This window comes from Verrucomicrobiota bacterium, assembly GCA_037139415.1.
GTDB lineage: Bacteria > Verrucomicrobiota > Verrucomicrobiia > Limisphaerales > Fontisphaeraceae > JBAXGN01.
Genome location: JBAXGN010000055.1, coordinates 19,677 through 40,091 on the forward strand (window position 1 = coordinate 19,677; position 20,415 = coordinate 40,091).

The 20,415-nt window shown below is 59.6% G+C and carries 13 protein-coding genes; 8 read left to right on the top strand and 5 right to left on the bottom strand.

Going from position 1 to position 20,415, the window contains the following annotated elements; translation table 11 throughout:
* Positions 1-197: 197 nt before the first annotated feature.
* The 3 genes from WCO56_11545 to WCO56_11555 form a co-directional block, all read right to left on the bottom strand.
* The gene (locus tag WCO56_11545; GenBank protein MEI7730199.1) at positions 198-2,939 is read right to left on the bottom strand and encodes an MMPL family transporter; all 2,742 of its coding nucleotides are present in this window, start codon (positions 2,937-2,939) and stop codon (positions 198-200) included.
* Between the two features lie 577 nt (positions 2,940-3,516).
* Positions 3,517-4,410 carry a HEAT repeat domain-containing protein gene (locus tag WCO56_11550; GenBank protein ID MEI7730200.1) on the bottom strand — a complete coding sequence of 298 codons (894 nt, stop codon included), beginning with the start codon at positions 4,408-4,410 and terminating at the stop codon, positions 3,517-3,519.
* A 37-nt stretch (positions 4,411-4,447) separates the two neighbouring features.
* Positions 4,448-5,542, bottom strand: a complete 1,095-nt coding sequence (locus tag WCO56_11555) for a M42 family metallopeptidase (GenBank protein ID MEI7730201.1) — start codon at positions 5,540-5,542, stop codon at positions 4,448-4,450.
* A gap of 144 nt (positions 5,543-5,686) precedes the next feature.
* Between WCO56_11555 and WCO56_11560 the strand changes: the two genes are divergently transcribed.
* The gene (locus WCO56_11560; protein MEI7730202.1) at positions 5,687-6,208 is read left to right on the top strand and encodes a hypothetical protein; all 522 of its coding nucleotides are present in this window, start codon (positions 5,687-5,689) and stop codon (positions 6,206-6,208) included.
* A 103-nt stretch (positions 6,209-6,311) separates the two neighbouring features.
* On the opposite strand, the gene WCO56_11565 is transcribed toward WCO56_11560, so the two are convergent.
* Complete coding sequence (locus WCO56_11565) at positions 6,312-7,877, bottom strand: DUF1553 domain-containing protein (protein ID MEI7730203.1); 1,566 nt, start codon at positions 7,875-7,877, stop codon at positions 6,312-6,314.
* Between the two features lie 92 nt (positions 7,878-7,969).
* Between WCO56_11565 and WCO56_11570 the strand changes: the two genes are divergently transcribed.
* From WCO56_11570 to WCO56_11595, 6 genes are all read left to right on the top strand, one after another.
* Positions 7,970-8,140 carry a hypothetical protein gene (locus WCO56_11570; GenBank protein ID MEI7730204.1) on the top strand — a complete coding sequence of 57 codons (171 nt, stop codon included), beginning with the start codon at positions 7,970-7,972 and terminating at the stop codon, positions 8,138-8,140.
* 150 nt (positions 8,141-8,290) lie between these two features.
* Positions 8,291-9,496, top strand: coding sequence for a bifunctional 3,4-dihydroxy-2-butanone-4-phosphate synthase/GTP cyclohydrolase II (locus tag WCO56_11575; GenBank protein ID MEI7730205.1), 1,206 nt, complete (start codon positions 8,291-8,293; stop codon positions 9,494-9,496).
* Between the two features lie 5 nt (positions 9,497-9,501).
* On the top strand, positions 9,502-9,972 hold the full coding sequence (gene ribH / locus WCO56_11580; protein ID MEI7730206.1) for a 6,7-dimethyl-8-ribityllumazine synthase: 471 nt from the start codon (positions 9,502-9,504) through the stop codon (positions 9,970-9,972).
* Between the two features lie 56 nt (positions 9,973-10,028).
* Positions 10,029-11,114 carry a glutamate 5-kinase gene (proB, locus tag WCO56_11585; protein ID MEI7730207.1) on the top strand — a complete coding sequence of 362 codons (1,086 nt, stop codon included), beginning with the start codon at positions 10,029-10,031 and terminating at the stop codon, positions 11,112-11,114.
* A gap of 14 nt (positions 11,115-11,128) precedes the next feature.
* Positions 11,129-11,785, top strand: coding sequence for a MazG family protein (locus WCO56_11590; GenBank protein ID MEI7730208.1), 657 nt, complete (start codon positions 11,129-11,131; stop codon positions 11,783-11,785).
* Between the two features lie 480 nt (positions 11,786-12,265).
* Positions 12,266-17,938 carry an MG2 domain-containing protein gene (locus tag WCO56_11595; GenBank protein MEI7730209.1) on the top strand — a complete coding sequence of 1,891 codons (5,673 nt, stop codon included), beginning with the start codon at positions 12,266-12,268 and terminating at the stop codon, positions 17,936-17,938.
* Between the two features lie 1,270 nt (positions 17,939-19,208).
* On the opposite strand, the gene WCO56_11600 is transcribed toward WCO56_11595, so the two are convergent.
* Positions 19,209-19,511, bottom strand: coding sequence for a hypothetical protein (locus tag WCO56_11600; GenBank protein MEI7730210.1), 303 nt, complete (start codon positions 19,509-19,511; stop codon positions 19,209-19,211).
* Between the two features lie 118 nt (positions 19,512-19,629).
* Here WCO56_11600 and WCO56_11605 point away from each other — a divergent pair, with 118 nt between their 5' ends.
* Positions 19,630-20,040 carry a helix-turn-helix domain-containing protein gene (locus tag WCO56_11605; GenBank protein MEI7730211.1) on the top strand — a complete coding sequence of 137 codons (411 nt, stop codon included), beginning with the start codon at positions 19,630-19,632 and terminating at the stop codon, positions 20,038-20,040.
* Positions 20,041-20,415: the final 375 nt, after the last annotated feature.

The following is a 20,415-nucleotide window of genomic DNA, read 5'->3' on the forward strand; positions in this document are numbered from 1 at the left end:
CACGATCCGCGCATCAGTAAAAGATTTTGCATTTTTATTGCTTTTTATAATACCTTTTCCATTGACTTGGCAGCCTCCTGCGACTAGATTACCTTTGCAGAGCATTCGAGGCTTTACCTCGGTTCCTCCCGACCCAGTGATGACCGTGCATTGTTGTCACTGGGTTTTTTGTTTGCAACAGGGTCTGCCCAAATGAGCTATGTCTTTTTTGGTTGACCGGATACTGATTCGGATTCAACCGTCTCTGCTGCCTTCCCAGTCATGCCCAGGGTCCAGCCATGGCGGCACATCAGGTTGAGCAGGGCTGGCAGGAAGGTAACCCCGGCAATCATGCAGGTGGCCACCCCAATGGACATGACAAAGCCCAGGCTGGAGATGCCTTGGTGTTTGCCCAAAACCAGGCTTCCAAAGCCTGCGATGGTGGTCAACCCGGAAACCAATACCGCCTTGCCGGTGCTCCGGGCAAAGATGCTGGGTTGCCGCTCTTCCGCGAACCGGTTCAACACATGAATGCCATTGGTAACCCCAATCCCGATCACCAGCGGCAGGGTCATGATGTTGGCCGGGTTGAACATGATGCCGCGCAAGCCCATGGTGCCCCCCATCCAGACCGCGCCGATGAGCACGGGTAATAACACCAACACCACACTGGCAAGGTTGCGAAAGTGAATGAAGGCCAGGAGGATGATGGCCACCAGCGAGTATTTGGCGGCTTCGATATAACTATCCTTCAACAGCGTGGTGTATTCGAGCAATTGGACCGGCGTGCCGGTGACCGTTGGGTCCACAGTGCGCAATTCGGTGACGAACCGTTTCTGCGGTTCGCGCTCCCAGACATCGTCTTTGGGATACACTTGCAGCAGGAACTTGCCGGAGCGACCCACGAACCGGTTGCGCAACGCGGGTGGCAGGTCGGCCACTTGCAACTTTTCACGGTTGTCCTGATGTTGCAAGGCCGCGAACATATCGCGCACATCCACAAAAAACGCGTGCTGGTAGGCGGCCAGCTTCTCTGCGGATACGCGCTCGTCTTTCAGCATGGCTTTGCGGAACTCCTGGATGGCATCGCGCAAGGAAGAGCACTGCTGGGCAAGCTTCGGCTCCGTGGTTTTAATATCATCCACCGTCAGCCCCAGATACCCTCGCAACGACCACAATACCCCGCTTAACTCCGCCACATTGACGGGCTCGGTATCCGCCGGCGCAAAATGAATGGTGCTGACAACCTGTTTGATCTCGCCAATCAGTTCCAGTTTATGGGTCTGATCGCCGCGCAGGAACGGTGTCAGGGACTCCACACTGCCGACCGTGGGCAGTTTTTTGTATTGTTCCTCCCAGCGCGCGGCTTGGTCCAAGTCGCTCACGACGCTGGCGCAAAACAGTACGGATTTGCCGGCGGAACTGATCAGTTTCTTCTCGTATTCCACGGCTGGCAGGCCGTCACTCTGCATGTGCAGGAGGTTGTAATCAAAGCCCACCTTTTTGAATTGCAGCACGGCAAAGGCACTGATGGCCACCGTGAGGCCCAGCACGGTCCATGGACGGGAGAGCCAAATCTGCTCAATCCGCGCCCGGCGTTCATCCTCATGCGCCTGGTGATCCATCACGTTTTGCCGGCCGCGCAACAGCAGGGCGGGCAGCATGGTCATCATGGGTATCAGGCTGACCAGCAGACCGCCGCCGCAGATGACCCCCATTTCCTGGATGCCCCTGAAATCAGTGAGCCCCATCGCCAGAAACGCGAATGCCGTGGTGAAACATCCGGTAAAAATTCCCTGTCCCGTATAGGTCATCGCCAGGCGCAAGGCGATTTGCTCCGGGCGGCCTTTGCGCAACTCCTCTTCGTACCGGCTGATGAGATGCACGCCAAAATCAATCGCCAGACCGATCAGGATGGGCACAAACGTGATGGTTAAAATATTCAAATGCCCAACCGTCGTCGTCGTGAACGCCATCGTATATCCAATACCCACCACCAGGCAGGCCGTCGCCTTCAAAGGGCGTCCGGTCTGGTTATAGCCAAAGATGAAAATCAACACGCAGATGATCAGCGAGACAATGGTCGCCACCGTGGTATCCGTTTGGGACTGCGCCATTTCATCTACTTCCAGCACCTTTTCCCCCGTCATGCCGACATTTAGTCCGGGGACCTCGTATTGCACCTGCCGCACCAATTCGCGCAGCCGGTACACGGCGTCTTCGCTGACTCCCTGCGAACGCGGGCGGGCGGTGACCAGGTAGAAGCGGCCCTCGGCAAAGGTGATATACATCTGCTGCTCGGCCTCCTGGCCGCCAAACATCGCGTTGATGCCGGGCGACACTGGGCGGCCCGGACGCTCCAAGGCATCGGTGGCCTGCGAGATAATGCGTTCGAGCGCTGGCAGCGCCTTCACCATGCTCTCGTTCTCCGCGTTGGCTTCCCGCTTGGCGGTGCGGAACTGCGTGTTCACCATGCTGAACAGCGACGTGAAATTCGTGGCACGCGTGAATTGCTGGAGGAAAGGCCGGTAATTGCCAAGCATGGTTTTCAGCCCTTGCAAATCGTCGTCCGGCACGAACAGCAGCGCCTTGTTGCCCATCATCTTCAGGTCGCCTTTGTAGAAGACATCCGTAAAGAGATTCGTTTCCCGTTCCAATTTGCTCCCTAACCGCTCGACAAACTGCCGGTTCTTATCCGGGCTTTCACTCTCGATGACCACCACCAGATCGTCTTCCGCCGGGAACTCCTTCTTGAAGTTCAGGAAATTCTGGTGATACGTCTTGTTCGCGCCCACTAGGCTATCGCGGTCCGTCTGAAACTCCAGGCGCTTGACCGTATAGACGACGCATACCACGAACAGCGCAAGCTGCGGGTAAATAAACCAGTTCGGACGCCGGAACACCGCATCCGAAAGCCGCGTCAACACCCTGATGGCCCAGGTTTCTTGTGATTGGCTCATGCGGGTAAAGCGCGACATTTGAGCAGCACCATGCGCCAGCGGGGATTCATTGAAGCGTCCCCGCCGCCAATCTTCGCCCATTTACCATGACCAGCCATAGGGGCGATACAATGCAACGAACCCACCCCGCAAAGCAACCCTCAAAAATGTGTGGCGAAACCGGATGTCAATACCGACCCGCTGCTTAGGTTGGTGCGAAAGCCCCCTAGCGGGAGAAGGTGCCCGCCGGGCGGTTGAGGGGGAGGTTTTTGGCCAAAAAGGGTGGTTTGGCCGGCTGAAGCCCATGGGCGTCAACTTAAGGAGCGTGGACCTCCGGCCCGCGTGGCTTGGACTGCTTTAGCCGCACGTACTGCGGAGTGGATCACCGAAGCTGCTCCCGCGCCCCCAGCGAGGCGGAGACCCGCGCTCCATACGGTGCTCAGGCTCGGTGGTTCGCGCCGCCATGCTTACCGTTACCGCGCCAAATGAAACGCCGAGGTTGACGCGAAAGGGGTGAAGGGGGACGGAACGGCATGACCCTCCCGGTCGTAACGATTGCGTGGCGGAACGTCGTAGGGGCAGGGGAGCCGGGCGTGCTTTACGGGCGTGCGGCTTTCCCGGTATCCGTGATTCGCTGGATGGCTAGCCCGAGGAGCTTTTTGCGGAAGGTTTCCTGGTTCGGGCGCGTCAGCAGTTGCTGCAAGGCCGGTAGCGCGGCGGCGGCATTGGTCCCGAATTGGCTGAGGGCGGTTGCCGCCAGGTCATTCACATACGGGTCCGGGTCCGCCAAGGCCTTGATCAGCGCGGGGATGGTCTGGTCCGGCAGGCTTTTGATCTGGCCCAGCGCATAGGCGGCCTGGACGCGCACGTTGGTGCTTTGGTTGCTGAGCAGCGCGATCAAGGTGGGCACGGCAAACGCCGCTTTCTCCTGGTAAAAGCCAATGCGCAGGGCCACGCTGACTTGCAGCTCGCCATTGGTATGGTTCAACGCCTGGAGCAGCGCCGGGTGCGCCGCCGGCCCGATGCCCGCCAGCGCAATGGTGGCCACCGAGGTGTAATTGGACTCCTGCAACAGCGCCACCAATTGCGGGACTGCTGGCGCGGCGATGGGCCCGAGCATCGCGAAGGCCGCCAACGCCTGATCGCAGCGTTCCAACAGGTCTGCATCGGTGGGGTTTTTAACGGGGTCAGGCCTGGCAAACGCGTTTCCGGGAGCGGAGTTGGCTTCCGGGCGTTTCATCCGCAGCCGCTCCAGCAAGAGCGGCAGGGAATTGGTGCCCATGGCCCGCAAGGCCGCCGCCGCCGCGTGGTTGGTGGCGGTTAATTCCCCGTGGGCGTCGAATACCGTCGTGCTATCCAATTTCCCCAGCCACTCATTTAACGAAGTTCCCTGATACGTGGGTTCGGTGGGTCGAAGGAACACGTAAAGGAGCGCTGCAATAACTGCGAGCAGCGCCGCCAGCGCCAGCCACCATTTCATCGTAAATTTCATGGATGCCTCAGTCGGACGCGCCGCAATTCAATCAGGGTTAGGTTGGATTGGCGGCGGCGGGAATCTTCACGGTGAACTGCTCGCCGCGTTTCAGGGATAGGGCAAACGAGGCCATGAGTTCCGGGATTTTCTCGAGGTCCTTCAGGCTGACAATTTCCACGGGGGAATGCATGTACCGGTTCGGCAGGCTGATGAGGGCGCTGGGGATGCCGCCCCGGGTCCAGAAGATGACGTCGGTATCCGTGCCGCTGGTGGCGGACATGGCCTCGTGTTGGAGGGGGATGGCTTTGTCTTTCGCCACTTTTTCCAGGCGGTCCACGACGGCGGAATGGTTGCAGCCGCCATGCGTCAGCGCCGGGCCGGCGCCGACCTTGATATCGCCATGTTGGATTTTGCTCACGGTGGGATAGTCGGTGGCATGGGTGACATCCACCACCAGCGCGACATCCGGCTTGAGGGAATAGGCAATCTGCCGCGCGCCCAATAAGCCGACTTCCTCCATGATGTTGGAGACGACGTTGACTTCGCACTTAAGTTCCTTGCGGTGGGCGTGCAGGAGGCGCAAGGTTTCCGCCACGGCAAAGGTGCCGATCCGGTTATCAAAGGCGCGCGCCACCGCCAGGTCGCCGCGCAGGATGTCAAATTCATCCACGAGGGTGATGGGATCGCCAATGCGCACGAGTTCCTGGGCCGCCTTGCGGGTGCTGACGCCGATGTCAATGAAGAGATCCTCGATCTTCGGCACCTTGCGCTCGCCCTCTTGCTTGGTTAAATGCGGGGCGACATTGCCCACCACGCCTTTGACGGGCCCCTGGCGGGTGTGAATGGTGATCCGCTGCGCTTTGGTGATGGCCGGGTCCACCCCGCCCAACCGCCGCACGTAGAGGAACCCCTGCTCATCAATGTAGTTGACGACCAGGGCGATTTCATCGGCGTGCGCCGCCAGCATGAGGCGCGGTGATCCGCCTTTGTTCAGCACGGCCACACAGTTGCCATAGGCGTCATGATAGGTCTCCTCGGCATAGCGGGAGACGTAATCCAACCAGACCCGCTGGCCGCGGGTTTCATGGCCGGAGGGGCTGGGGGTGTTGACCAGCGTTTTTAGGAATTCCAATGATTCAGTGCGCATCATTGCCAAGCTAGTGCAACAAATGGCGGAAAAGTACAAGGTTTTTTGACAAGAACCGGCGGCGCGCCCCCGTAAAATTTTGAGCAAACCAGTTGAATCCGGCTTCCCAAACGTGTATATCACAGGAAGTTAATTTGATTTTGACACATGAACTTAAGCGACGCGCAAAAGCAGCAGGTAAAAGCCTGGTTGGCCGACGGCCTGAAACTTTCCGAAATTCAAGGCCGGATTGACACTGATTTCGGCATCCGCATGACATATATGGACGTGCGTTTCCTGGTGGATGATCTGAAGGCGATGCCGAAGGATCCCGAGCCGCCCGCCCCCAAGGCGCCTTCGTTGCTCGATCCTGCCAAGCCCGCCCCCACTCCCCCGGAAGCCCCGCTGGTGGAAGACCCCCTGGATGCTGCGGAAGAGCCGGAAATGATCCCGCCCGCCGCGCCCGGCGCCACCAGCGTTTCCGTCAGCGTGGATGCGATCCCCACCCCCGGCACCGGCCTCAGCGGCAAAGTCACTTTCAGCGACGGTCAATCTGGACAATGGTTTGTGAATGACATGGGCCAGCTCGGGCTCAGCATGAAACAGCGCGGCTACCGTCCGTCACCAGCCGATGCGCAAGCCTTCCAGACCGCCTTGCAGAGGGAACTCCGCAAGATGGGGATGATGTAACGCGAGTCTCGTCCTGCGAAAGCCTCTCGGGGATTATTTCCCCCCGCGTAGCCGTCGAGGTAAGGAGACGGACAATTCCGCAATCCGCAATCCGCAATCGGGCTTAATGCCGGTAAAGAAATTCGGCGCTGTTAATCAAGGCCCAGGACACATCCACCAGCACGGCGTGGCCCTTTTCGCTGCTGGACTGCGAGTAGCGGTTGATGATGCCCAACTCTTGCTCGGTCGGGAAGCGCGACAGGATCACCAGGTACAGCCCGGTGATGGTTTCGCGCGGACTCTTGGAAGAGCGGATCAGGTATTGCAGGGTCTTGCCCTCTTCAATCTTGTTCAGAATATGGCTTGAATTAAGCAGGTGGAGACGCTGCGCGGCGGTGCTGCGGTTGTTGCGCTCCAATTCCATCCCGGTGTCGCGCGAGGGGCGCCCGTACATTTCCAGGAAGGAACTGGTGATGCTCCCGTCTGGCAGCGCAATTGAACGCAGGTTTTCCGGGATGAAAGTGAACGGCTCGGGAATCGAGCTGGAATATTTCTCCGTCGTGCCGGTGATCAGGCACAGAGCGTCAATCAACACCTCGGCATCCAGCCGGCGCAGGATGTAATGCGAAAAATTGGCATCGGCCAGGGTATTGGTGGTCGTGGCGGCGGAGGAGAGCTGATACGTCTTGGAGTTCAGAATCACGCGAAAGAGCTGTTTGAGATCGTACTTGCTCGCAATCAGATCCCGTTCCAGATACGCGAGCAATTCCGGATTGCTGGGCGGATTATCCGTCCGCATGTCATCCGGCTCATGCACGATGCCCCGGCCCAGAAGCCAGGACCATGCCCGATTGGCGATGGCACTGGTGAACCACGGATTCTTGGGATTCACCAGCCAGTCAGCGAAGAGTTCGCGCGGATCACGATCCGGCGCGAACCGCACCGGCTTGCCATCCGGAAGTGTTCCCGCCATCAGCCCATTCGTACTGCCCGGATTGTAATAAATAATCTCCTCCTTCCATTCCGCGGTGGATTTGTAACCAAGCTGGCTGAAAAAGGCCGCCAGGCCCGCCAACCGTTCTTTGGGCCACTGATCGGCGCGCGTACCCATGAACGTCAGCGCCACTGTTTCCGCAATGCCCGTGGGTTCCTTGTTTTGCATTGCGCGATAAAAGTTGACCTGTCCCACCCGGAAATTACTGCCACTGGCGGTGAGCATCTCGCGGGCAAACCGGTCGTAAGGCATGTTGTCCTTGATGCTGGTGCGGATCCAACGGTGATAGGACTGGGCGGCGTTGGGCCACAGATTGATCGGAAACTCCGCCTTCACCCGCAGCAGGTCGCTCCATTTCATCGCCCAATAATCGGCATATTCATCGCGTTCCAACAGGCGATCAATCAAGGCCTGCCGCTTGTTCGGATCCTTGCTTAAGATAAACTCTTTGGCTTCCAGTGCGGTCGGCAGCGTGCCGATCACATCCAGGAATACCCGGCGCACAAATACACTATCCGAGCAAACGCTGGCAGGCTTGATGCCCAACTTGTCCAGCTTGGCGAACACCAGTTTATCCACCTGATTCTGCGCTCCCGCTGCGGACGGACTCTCAGCCGGAGTCGCCGCCGCCCCCGGCGCAGCCAATCCACTCAAAGCCAGCATCAACCCAACCGTCAATAATAACCAAATCTTCATGATGTAATCCACTTCAGCCCAGCACGCCAGCAACGACTGGCCTGCGAGCTATTCTCTAGCAGAGTGGACGCTCAGCAGAACTTAAAGGTTACATGGACACTCGATACCGTCGTAAACAAACAGATTATCCACAGCCCCAGGGCAAGGCCGATGTGGAGGCGTTCGTCGCCTGCACCGGGGCGGAGTGTGCCCCGTTGGCCGAAGCGATTCGTACTGCCTTTGTGCCGGTAAAGCACGAAATTAAAATTAATCCGGTGCCGTGAAATGAATCGGCATGGCCTGCTGGCTACGGGGATTTTGCTACCCAAGTGGCTGGAGGATTTCCGCAAGGTCTTTGAGTACAAAAATGGCGAAGGATCACTTTCTTGCTGTTGCAATTTTGAAAAAGGCGTACAGTGGGGGCGCTGATTGACATGAAGAATACGTTTAAATTTGATTCGGTGGAAGCTGCTGCGGCGGATTTGCACCTGGGCCGGATGGTGATTGTGGTGGATGATGAGGATCGCGAGAATGAAGGCGATCTGGTCATGGCCGGCGAAAAGGTCACGCCCGCCGCCATTAATTTCATGGCGAAATTCGGGCGGGGCCTGATCTGTGTGCCGACCACCTCGGAGCGCTTGAAGCAGTTGGGCATCGAGCAGATGGTGATCCAGAACCGGGATACCTTTAAGACGGATTTCCAGGTGAGTGTGGATGCCGCGCATGGCGTCACTACTGGCATTAGCGCGGGGGACCGCGCCAAAACCATCCAGGTGATGGCTGATCCCACGGCGATGCCGCACGATTTGGTGCAGCCCGGTCACGTGTTTCCCTTGCGGGCAAAGCCGGGCGGGGTGTTGCAGCGCGCCGGGCACACGGAGGCGGCAGTGGACCTTGCCACGCTGGCCGGGTGTCGGCCCATTGGCGTCATTTGCGAAATCATGAGCGACGATGGCACCATGGCGCGCCTGCCGGAGTTGCGCAAGTTTGCCAAGCGGCACAAGCTCAAGCTGTGCTCCATCCAGAATTTGATTGAACATCGGCGCCGCCGTGAAAAGCTCGTGGAACGGGAGCAGGTGGTGAAGATGCCCACCGAGTTTGGCGACTTTGATTTGTACCTGTACCGGGCCTTTACGGATGGCCAGCATCACGTGGCCTTGGTCAAAGGGGACGTGGCCGGCAAGCAGAACGTGCTCGTGCGGGTGCATAGTGAATGCCTCACGGGTGATGTGTTTGGCTCGCGCCGGTGCGATTGCGGGCCGCAGTTGCATCAGGCCATGCGCCAGGTCAGCGAGGCCGGCCTGGGCATCATCGTGTATATGCGGCAGGAGGGCAGGGGAATCGGCCTGGGACCCAAAATCGAGGCGTACAAATTGCAGGAGCAAGGCTATGATACGGTGGAGGCCAACTTGAAGCTGGGCTTTGCCATGGACCTGCGCGAGTACGGCATTGGCGCTCAGATTCTCTGCGACCTTGGGATCAAGACCATCCGGCTCTTGACGAATAACCCGAAGAAGGTCGTTGGGTTGGAAGGGTATGGCCTGGAAATCGTGGACACGGTGCCTATCCGGGTAAAATCAAATCCGCATAATGAACGGTATTTGAAAGCGAAAAAGGACAAGATGGGCCATTGGCTCTAAAATTTATGTTGCGCAAAGTCATCACCAGGAAAGTTAAATCCGCCGGCGGGCGGTTTGCCATTGTGGCTTCCGAGTACAACGCGAAATATGTGGACTCCATGTTAAATGGGGCGCAAACCTTTCTCACCCAGGCGGGGGCGGCGGAGGTGCGGGTGTTGCGGGTGCCCGGCGCATTTGAAGTGCCGGCCGTGGCGGCCAAACTGGCCCGCCAGCAACGCCCCGGCTGGGATGGCATCGTATGCTTGGGAGTGATCTTGCGCGGCGAGACCACCCATGCGCAGCACATCGGGGATACCGTCAGTCGCTTGCTGGGGCAGATCGCCGTGGATACCGGGGTGCCGGTGATTCATGAAGTGCTGTTGCTCGAAAATACCGCGCAGGCGGATAAACGTTGCCTGGACCCCGAGCATAATCGCGGCGCGGAAGCCGCCCAGACGGCCCTGGCCATGGCCAAGGTGATGAGGGAAATCAAGTGAAGCGCGCGGCGGAAACCCGTCTCGCCAACAATCCTGGCGAGGAATGTCCAAACGTTATGAGTGCGCGGGCAGAATTGCTGAAAAATGTTTCGCGGGTGGTGATCAAGCTAGGAACCGGGGTTCTGACGGATAGCTCCAAACAGCCCGATTTGGCGCAGATGGAGCAATTGGTGAAGCAAATGGCCACCCTGCGGTTGGCGGGCAAAGAAGTCGTCGTGGTCACCTCCGGCGCGGTGGGCGCGGGCATGGGGGCGCTGGGTTTTGACAAGCGTCCGTCCGAGTTGCCCGAGTTGCAGGCGTGCGCCGCCGTGGGGCAATCCCGGCTCATGGCCATCTACGAAAAACTGTTTGCCAAACACGGGCTGGCGGTGGCCCAGGTGTTGCTGACCCATGATGACCTGGAGGATCGCGATCGCCATCTCAACGCCCGCAACGCGCTCGTCGCCCTGTTGGAGACGGGCAAGGTGGTGCCGATCATCAACGAAAACGATGTGGTGTCCGTCACCGAACTCAAGTTTGGCGACAACGACAAGCTCTCCGCGCTGGTCGCGTCCTTGTTGCCGGCGGATTTACTGATCATTCTTACCACGGTGGATGGCGTGATCGAGAACTTCGGCAAGTCCAACCAACGCGTGCTCTCCACCATCGAGAGCATTGACACCACCGTTGAGAAAATGGCGGGCGGCACCGATAGCACCACTGCCGTGGGCGGCATGAAGACCAAAGTGGCGGCGGCCCGCATTGCCATTCGTTCCGGCATTCCGCTGGTGATCGCGTCCGGCCGCAAGCGCACCATCCTGCACGCCATTTTAAACGGCCAGGACGAAGGCACCATCTTTGTTCCCAAACCGGCGCGCCTGGCCGGGCGCAAACGGTGGATTGCCTTCTTCCATCATCCCAAGGGCGCCCTGTTCGTGGACGATGGCGCGCGCAACAGCTTGCGCGATAGCGGGCGCAGCCTGCTGCCCGCCGGCATCACCCGGTGCGAGGGGGAATTCAGCGCCGGCGACGTGGTGCGGATTTGCGATGAGGACGGCACCGAGTTCGCGCGCGGGCGGTGCCGCTTTGCCGCCGGGGAAGTCCGCAGCCACACCCTCTCCCGCGTGGAAGTCGTTCACCGGGATGACATGGTGGTGCTGTGATTGGGAAGGATGCCATGAAAAAGAAACTGTCCATTCAGGAATTGCTCGAAGTCATGGCGCGGCTGCGCGCCCCCAACGGCTGCCCGTGGGATCGCGAGCAGGACCACCACACCCTGCGCTACCACGCCGTCGAAGAAGTGTACGAACTGATGGATGCCATCGAGGCGGAGGATGACCACGAAATGGCGGAGGAACTGGGCGACCTGCTGCTGCAAGTGGTCTTTCACTGCCAGCTTGCCAAGGAACGCGGCGCGTTTGATTTCGACGCCGTCTGCCGCCGGATTGTGGATAAATTGATCCGGCGCCATCCCCATGTCTTCGGCGACGTCAAGGTGAAGGACGTCGCGGCGGTGTGGGCCAACTGGGAAAAAATCAAGCGCGCCGAAAAGCAGGGCACGCGCCACGAGCGCAGCTCCGCGCTGGACGGCATCCCGCGGCATTTGCCGGCGCTGATGCACGCCGAGAAACTCGTCAAAAAAGCCCGCAAAGCCAAACTGTTGGAAGCGGAACCAGGCGGCCAGCCATCCAAGGCGAAGCTGGGGCAAACCCTCTTTGAACTGGCGCACTACGCCCAGGGTAAAGGCTGGTCCGCCGAGGCGTTATTGCGCGGCGAAATCCAAAAACAGGAACGCGCCTATCGTCGTCGCGAACGCAAAGCCGCGCAGACCTGAGGCGGGAAAACGGGGGGGCAATCTTGCTGAGGGTAGTCAAGACGGCTGTTGAAAATCAGTAAGTTGGGCGCAGCGGCAACCAAAGCGGCGTCGCGGCCCCTTCACCCCACCTTGCCGCACGCACTCCAAAATTGGGTGCCCGCAAAATTTGGACTGCGGTGGTAAAATCCGGGGGTGACCGGGCGGATGCCGGCACCGCTTTGGATTTCACCCGCCGAACGTGAGGCTCACAATATCATTTTCCATGCCGACCTCATCATCATTGACCAGCCCGCGCGCCATGTATTCGGGCAAGCCCAGCGGATTGACGCCACCCAGCGGGGAACTGGATTCGCTTAATCCGAAGGAATGACAGCGTGTAGTATTGCTGCAGATGGATCGGCGACATGGGTTTGTTATTCACCGGTGAACAACTTTTTCCGAGGTGTACTTGACTTTGTTTTGGGCAGGGTGACTCTCTCGTTGTTTCGATTTGATATTATGAAAATTTCACGAGCGGGAATGGTAAAAATATGGTTCGTCCTTTGTCTGGCGGGCCTCTCGGCGTCAGCCGGATGGTTCGGCGGCGGGCGGGAGAGCGCGCCCAAGGTGCGATTGTGGTTGAGCACGGAAACGTGGGAGCCCACGTCCACGTTGGAGCTGCGATTTGAAGACCCCGTGGTGGCTGAAGACGCGGTTGGGTCCGTGCCGCGGGTTTCGCCGTTGGTGGTGCAGCCGCCGCTCGCCGGCAAGTTCACGTGGGTGAGTCGTTCCAGCGGTTTGTTCACGCCCACGGAATGTCCGCAGTTGGGGCAGGCGTATCGCTTCCGTTTGCAACCGGGTTTGCGCAACGTGGACGGAACCGCTCTGGACGTGCGGCTCGATGTCACGTTGCGCACGCCGGATTTCGCGCTGCTCGGGCACGCGCCGGAATCGCCGAGTGGCAACATTGCTGTGCTGCCGACGGTCACGCTGCAATTCAATGAAGACGTGAACACGAATCTGGCGCCGCGCTATCTGAGTTTTCATAATCCCAAGGGTGGGCGCGTGCCGGCGGAGGTGCGTTGCGCCGCCTCGCGTTGGGAGGGCTGGTTTGGCGGCGAAACGCGGACGTGGCGCGAAGGCTGGCCCGCCACCAATGTGGTGGCGATGACCGCGATTCGCCGTGGTTATCCAACCGCGCCGCCGCTGCCGATCGGCAATCGGCTGGTGGTATATCCGGCGCGCCCGTTAAGCGTCGGCGAGGCGTGGACGTTGGAAGTGGAGAAGGGATTGCCCACCGTGGATGGCAAACTGCGGCTGGCCAAGTCGGTAAGCGTGATCCTCGGCGACGTGCAGCCGTTTGCGGCCACGGGCGTGAGCGCCCGCAATTTTCTGAACAAGCGCCGGGAGTTGCATCTGGACTTCTCCAAGCCGGTGGCCGGCCATGCCGTCATCAGCAACACGTGCGCCTGGATCGTTATTACGCCGGCGCGCACGAACCTGGAGTATGAGTTGGCGGGCCACCGCATGGTGATCCGCGGTGACTTCGAGTTGGGGACGAATTATGCGGTCACGGTCAAGGCCGGTTTACCTGCGGGCGAGGCGCAGACGTTGGTGAAAGATGTCACGGAGACGGTCGCCTTTGAACCGTTGACGCCGCGCGTGTACCTGCCGGCATTCTCCGGCCATCAACTCAGCGGCGGGCGGCGCGACGTGGAGTTTCTGGCCTTGAACCTGGACCGGGTGACGGTGCGCGCCAAACGCCTGGATCGCCAGACGCTCATTCACGCCCTGCGCGGGTATCAGAGTTATTTCAAGCGGCATGGTTCTGTGTTGAATGATGAGTACGCGGACACGCCTTATCGCGAAGTGGATTTTAACGTCGTGGCGGGCAAGACCATTTATAGCCGTGACATCACGACGGGGGGCGCGTTGGATCACGCGTTGCCGCACAGGTTGTCGTGGGATGAGATTCTGGGAAAACAGAAATTCGGCGCGGTCTTCCTGGACGCCGAAGGCCAGCGGCAGCAGGGGAATTTCCGCGCCGTCGCGGGCGCGCAATGCCTGGTGCAGGTGACGGATCTGGGGTTGCTGTGGAAACACAACGGCCAGGAATTCGCGGTCTGGGCTTTTTCCTATGCCACGGGCCGCCCCGTTTCGGGTGCGACGGTGGAATTAATGACGGAGGAGAATGAATCGCTGGCGCAGGCGGTGACGGACGCGACCGGTTTTGCGCGGCTCCCGGCCAAGGAGGGGCAATGGTTGCTCGCCCAAAACGGTGACGATTTGCACGCCGAACATCTCACGGACAACCAGTTAAATCTACCGCTCTATCGCCTGAACCTTCCGTATGGCTACGGCCCCGAGCCCACCCGCAAGGCGTTTCTATTTAGCGATCGGCCATTGTATCAGCCGGGCGAAACGGTTTATTTCAAAGCCATCGTGCGCGATCTGCCGGATGGCCAGCCGGTGCTGCCAATAAACCTCAAAGGCGTTGTGAACGGGTATGATTCGCGCGGTCGCCGGTTCGTGACAACGAATGTGACGGTGTCGGCGCTCGGCGCGTTGGACCTGGCGCTGGTGCTGCCGCCCGCGCCGCTGGGCACGTATCGGCTCGACCTCGTGTTCACAAACGAGGCCACGTTCTCGCATCATTTCGAGGTGGCGGAATATCAACCGAATGCGTTCGAGGTCAAAATCCAGCACCCGCCCGTTTTCAAACCGACGGATAAAGTCGAGTTGCCCGTGACCGCCCGCTATTATCACGGCACCCCGCTGGCCAAAGCCAAACTGCGCTGGCTGTTGGAGGCGAACGACGCGGGGTTTTCGCCGGAGGGATTTGAGGAGTTTCAGTTCATTGATTCCGGGTATCGCTGGTGGCGCCACAATGATCGCGGCGAGGATCAAGGTTCCCTGAGTTTGCAAGGCGAGCACGATCTCACCAGCCAGGGCGTGACGCTGCAACCGGCGTTCACGCTCAACCCCAAGCAGCCGCAGCCGCGCCAGGCGCGGGTGACCGTCGAAATCACTGATCTCAATCAGCAAACCGTCAGTCGCGAGGCCGGTTTCACGGTGCACAGCTCCGATTTTTATCTGGGCGTTCACGAAACCGAGCAGGTGTGGCGCAGCGGGGAGGAACACCCGTTGGAATTGATTGCAGTGCGGGGGAATGGTCAGCCGCTGGAGCAGCCGGTCGCCGTCAGCGTCAAGGTGATCAAACTGGAATGGGAGACGGTGCGCGTGCAAGGCGCGGGGAAGGCGACGCTGTTCCGCAATGAGCGGCGCTTGCGCACGATCGCGGAAAAGTCCATCGCCACCCGCGTGCTGCGCCGCGCGGGCGCGCAATGGGAATTGCCGGACGCCAAAGCCGCGCCCGCGCCGACGCTGCTGATCCAGGAGGCGGGCGAGTATGTGCTCGAATATCGCGCGCGGGACGCCGCCGGGCAGGATGTGCTCACGCGGCAGGACGTGCAAGTGACGGGCAACGACGCGGTTAATTGGGAGCAGCACAATCCGTACCTGATGAAGCTCATTCCCGATCAGGTGTCGTACAAGGTCGGCGACACCGCGACGATCCTGGTGAAGACCCCGTATGACGGCCCGGCGCTGGTGACGGTCGAGCGCGAAAAAGTCCTGCGGCATTTCACGGTGGACTTGAAAGGCACCGCGCCCGCCGTGCAAATCCCGCTCACGGAGGCCGACCTGCCCAATGTCTTCGTGTCCGTCACGTTGCTGCGCGGTTACGAGCGGACGCGCAAGCAGGTGAAGCTGCCGGAGTATCGCCTCGGCTATTGCCAGTTGACGCTCGAACCGCTGACCCGGCTCCAGGTGAAAGTGGCTTCGGCCACCAGCGAATACCAGCCGCGGCAGACCGTGGCGGTTCACGCGGATGTGAAGGACGCGCAAGGCCAGCCGGTGGCGGACGCCGAAGTCACCTTGTACGCCGTGGACGAGGGCGTCTTGAGCCTGGCCGGCTTCGTGCTGCCGAATCCGCACGATTGTTTCTACTCGCAGCGGCCGCTGTCGGTGCAAACCAGCATCTCCTTGCCGAACCTGCTCCCGGAGAATCCGGACGCCGCGCGTTTCAGCAACAAGGGCTACTTGATCGGCGGGGGCGGCGAGGAAGCGGAACTCCGCAAGAAATTCCTCGCGTGCGCCTTTTGGAATGCGACGCTGCGCACGGATGCCGGTGGAAAAGTGACCGCCAGCTTTCCCGCGCCCGACGGCTTGACGCGCTACCGCATCGTGGCGGTGGTGCAGACGGCGAAGCATCAATTCGGCGCGGGCGAGGGCGCGTTTGCCATTCACAAGCCGTTAATGCTGCAACCGTCCCTCCCGCTGTTCGGCAGCCAGGGGGATTCCCTGACCGCGCGCGCCGTGGTGCAGAATGAATCCGATCGCGCGGGCGACGTGGAGGTGAGCCTGCAACTGGACGATAAAGCCGCCGCCGGCACGCGGCCCCTCGTGAAAAGCGTGCACCTGGCCGCCCGCCAATCCGCCAAGGTGGAGTTCGACGTCACGCTGACCGGCGTGGGCGCCAGCCAATGGATTTGGCGCGCGCATTTCCAGGACCCGGCTTTGGCGTTCACGGACTCCGTGCAATCCACAATCCAAATCAGCGACCCGCGCCCGGTATTGCGCGAGGTGTTCTATGCGCGCATCACCGGCGCGGAAACGAACCTGCTGGCGAAGGCCGATCCGCGCCTGCTGGACAGCCGGGGAACCGTGACCGTGCGCGTGAGCAACACCCGGCTGCTGGGTTTGGATGGCGCCGTCGAACACCTGCTGCACTATCCGTACGGGTGCGTGGAGCAAACCACCTCCAGCCTGTTGCCCTGGCTCGCGCTGCGCGATCTGCCTGGCATGAGCCAGCGCCTGAAGCGCGGCAATTTGAACGCGGAGACCGCCATCATCCGCAGCATCAACCGCCTGCTATCCATGCAAACGGCCTCCGGCGGCCTTTCCTATTGGCCGGGCGGCGGCGAGGCGGACGCGTGGGGCAGCGCCTATGGCGCGATGGGCTTGCTGCTGGCCAAACAGGCGGGCTACGACGTGCCCAATGAACCATTGGAGCGGTTGCTCAAATTCCTGAGCGAACAATTGCGCGAGGCGGGCACGGCGTGGGAAGATCACGCGCTATCCGCCCGTTGCCTTGCGCTTTACGCGTTGGCGCTGGCCGATAAACCGGAACCCGCCTACGGCGCGCGGCTCTTTGAAAAGCGCAACACCCTTTCTGCGGAAAATCGGGCGCTGCTGGCGCTGGCCCTGGCCCGTGCCCACGGTGGCGCGGACATGATCGAGGAACTGCTGAAAGTCCCGTCGGCCCCGCGCCGCGAGACGTTTTCCTGGTTCGGTTGCCTGGCGCGGGAACAAGCCATCCAACTGATGGCCTGGTGCCAGCACGATCCCCGCGCCGCGCAGATCGAGACGCTGCTGGCGGAACTGTTGGCCGAAATGCAGGACGGCCATTGGGCCACCACGCAAGGGAACGCGTGGTCCGTGCTCGCGCTGGCTGAATATGCGCGCCAGGTGGAGAAGACGCTCGCCCCGGTGTCCGGGGAACTCGTGTGCGGTGATGCGACGCGGCGCTTCACGACCACGGCGGCGGAAACCATCGTGCAGGAACAATTCGCCTGGACGCCGGCGGGCAGCCACGCGTTGACCCTGCGCAAAGCCGGCGCGCAAACGCTCTACGCCCTGACGACCATTGAAGTGCGCCTCAAAACCCTGGAACAACCGCGCCAGAACCACGGATTCAGCCTGGTCCGCACCTATTCGCTGCTGGATGACCTCGGCACGCCGCGTCCCTTTGCGAACGCCAAAGTCGGCGACCGCGTCCTCGTCACGCTCAATCTGGAAGTGCCGCAAGCCTCCCATTACCTGGCGATTGAGGACCCGCTCCCGGCGATCCTGGAACCGGTCAACCCGAACTTCGTCACGCGCCAGACCGCCGTGCGCGGCACGCTGCAGAATGATTTTCAATGGTACGGCGACTTCCAGGAAATGAAGGCCGATCGCGTGCGGTACTTCCGCAACAACCTTTGGCCGGGCCAATTCAAAATTCAATACCTCGCCCGCGTGCGCGCGGCAGGCACCGTGATCGCCCCCTGCGCCAAAGTGGAAGAAATGTACCGCCCCAACCGCATGGGCCTCACCGAAGCCATCCAACTGAAAAGCACCGGCTGGGAATAAGGGGCGTTTGCCCCCCGTAGGAGACGACGTAAGGAGTCTCTAATTTAATTAATGGAAACCCGCAACCATCCGGAATGTTTGAGTCTCGTTACCTCGACTACTACCAAGACATTGGCAAAGGGTCAGCCGCCGAAATCAAATGCGGCTTGTGTTTGTTCCGGGGGGGTTGGCCGCGGCGTGTGCTGCCAGCCAGGCGGGCAAATCTTCCGCAGCGGATATTTTCCATTGACCCAAGGGGCCTTTTAAAAGATGGTCAGCACCATGACGAAAAACTGGCACCCGAAAACAATGAACGAATCGTTCGTTCAAGAACATTGTTCGGTAGCGGCAGTGTGAAGCTAGGATTGAAAACTCGATGGCTAGTTCTTCCCGTCGCACTGGGAATGATCGTCCTTGTAATCGGGGCGGGGGTGAGACTGTGTGGAAGGCCGTCGCGCTCGCCATTGGTGATTCAATTTCTATGGCACACGAATTTCAATGACCCGAGGCTGCTTCCATGCGCCGTCTTCGCGGTGACGAATTCGAGCCACCACAAGATCACATGTAAACGCGCTTACCCTCAGGTTCGCCACGGCGGAATATGGTCAACGGTTGACTTGTATGGGCCACGGCCGATTATGTCTGACCTCGTCCAAGGTGAGGGGGAGTGCCTCATCGAACCTATTCCCCCTGGTAGAAGTGAGTCCTGGCGATTGCCGATTGTCTGGTCCCGCATTCCGGCCACAGCATTTGAACACTGTCTAGATCACTTTGGCGTCGTGACCTGGTTTACAAATTACTCCGCTGAACTGGTATTAACCAGAACCGAACCAGAGGTTTCACCGAACGCGGCTCTGCCGCATCGGTGAACTTACCGTTAGCCTCATAACAACGCCTTAAGGATTGCTCGGAAAGGCATTGCCTCAGCACCTCTGGCACCCGCTGCGGGGTGCATCTCCTTTTCTGCGGTGGACCGCATGGGATGGCAGTGGCAGGGCCGAAGGCCCGCCATGTGATAGCCCGGGCTGAAGGCCCGGGAATACGTTCCCCGCAAATCGCCCCGCCCTGTAAGGGCGGCACCACCGTTGCGGGCGGCAATCATGGAATTGAACATCCCTCCCTTTCAGGGCGGCGGCAACAGGGTGGTTCATCGTTTCCTTGGGGCTTCACCCCAAGCTATCACATCACGGGCTTTCAGCCCGGCGCTGTCTGTGCGGGGAACGGGGCATGACCTCCGGAAAGCCGCCCAATAAACCCAACTGCACCCCGGCAAGGGGTGCCAGAGGTTACTTTAATGCCTGCCGTTAAAGTTGAAAAAGGAGCTTGTTTGGCGATTTTTGAGGTCGGAGGCCGAATTTTTAGATAACTTGCTATGGGTAAGTGTGTTGCGGATGGTTAAGTCAGTGTTATTGGGGCCAAGGCATGTGTTTTTTTCAAAAAGCACATACTTTCTGCCGCTTGTGCCCAATTCCAGCTCCTGGCTCCCAGCTCCTATCTCCTTCGCATGATTTTTCTTCAAAAGTAATTTGTTCTCAATTTTTTCCACGTTCCATCCCCATTTTACCGGCCTTTTGCCTCTGAAAATATTTTTCAAACTTTTTTGAGGGTAGGACCGTATTTGTCCTACCCCCCATGATACGCTGCTCCCCGAAATGATTGAATACACGAACATATTATACAAATAAAACGGGTGAATAACGAAAGACACAACTATGGAAAACAACGAAAAACAACAGCGTTTCATCGAACTTCGCACCAAAGGCTGGACCTATGCCCGCATTGCCGAGGAACTCGGCGTGCATCGCAACACCATCCTTAACTGGAGCCGCCAATTCCAGTTCCAAATCCAAAACGCCCGGGTCATCGAGGATGAAGCCCTGGCTAATCAATACTTTGCCACCCGCGAGGCCCGCTGGAAAACCCTGGCCGACACCCTCCAGCGCGTGGTGACCGAAACCGAAAAGCGCGATCTCAGCACCGTTCCCACCGCCCAGCTCTTTGCGGTTGCTGCCGCCATCCGGCGCGAAATCCAGCGCGAGACCGTTCTCCCCACGTTCACGATGCCGGTGGCCCATATCCCCGCCTCGGAACTTCCAAGCGACGTGCATGTCTGGCAGGTCTAAAGGCCATTGTGCGCACAATTTTAGCACAATTTTAGCACAATCCATTTTCAGCTAACCTGTTTGCCATGTCCAGGTCCCGGAGCTGGGAGGCAGGAGCCACACGAATGCGGAGGGCGGAACCCGCGATTTCGGAATGCGGAATGAATCCAAAATACCCAACATGGCAAAAATTAGCGGGCAAAATGACTGATGACTGGTTACTGATCACTGATCTTATTGCCGTGCGTTTTCCTCTGTGTTCCTCGTGCCTCTGTGGTTCATCTTCGGTTACATTTTTCCTCTGCAAAAGGAATTCCCAATTCTGGGTATGCACTTTATTCCCCTAACCCCCATCTGTTGTGGATGGGAACTTCGTGAGTGATCGGCCACCGACCA

Coding starts and splice junctions, on each gene's coding strand:
- WCO56_11545 (MEI7730199.1), bottom strand. CDS start 2,939: ATGAGCCAATCACAAGAAACCTGGGCCATCAGGGTGTTGACGCGGCTT.
- WCO56_11550 (MEI7730200.1), bottom strand. CDS start 4,410: ATGAAATTTACGATGAAATGGTGGCTGGCGCTGGCGGCGCTGCTCGCA.
- WCO56_11555 (MEI7730201.1), bottom strand. CDS start 5,542: ATGATGCGCACTGAATCATTGGAATTCCTAAAAACGCTGGTCAACACC.
- WCO56_11560 (MEI7730202.1), top strand. CDS start 5,687: ATGAACTTAAGCGACGCGCAAAAGCAGCAGGTAAAAGCCTGGTTGGCC.
- WCO56_11565 (MEI7730203.1), bottom strand. CDS start 7,877: ATGAAGATTTGGTTATTATTGACGGTTGGGTTGATGCTGGCTTTGAGT.
- WCO56_11570 (MEI7730204.1), top strand. CDS start 7,970: ATGGACACTCGATACCGTCGTAAACAAACAGATTATCCACAGCCCCAG.
- WCO56_11575 (MEI7730205.1), top strand. CDS start 8,291: ATGAAGAATACGTTTAAATTTGATTCGGTGGAAGCTGCTGCGGCGGAT.
- ribH (MEI7730206.1), top strand. CDS start 9,502: ATGTTGCGCAAAGTCATCACCAGGAAAGTTAAATCCGCCGGCGGGCGG.
- proB (MEI7730207.1), top strand. CDS start 10,029: ATGAGTGCGCGGGCAGAATTGCTGAAAAATGTTTCGCGGGTGGTGATC.
- WCO56_11590 (MEI7730208.1), top strand. CDS start 11,129: ATGAAAAAGAAACTGTCCATTCAGGAATTGCTCGAAGTCATGGCGCGG.
- WCO56_11595 (MEI7730209.1), top strand. CDS start 12,266: ATGAAAATTTCACGAGCGGGAATGGTAAAAATATGGTTCGTCCTTTGT.
- WCO56_11605 (MEI7730211.1), top strand. CDS start 19,630: ATGGAAAACAACGAAAAACAACAGCGTTTCATCGAACTTCGCACCAAA.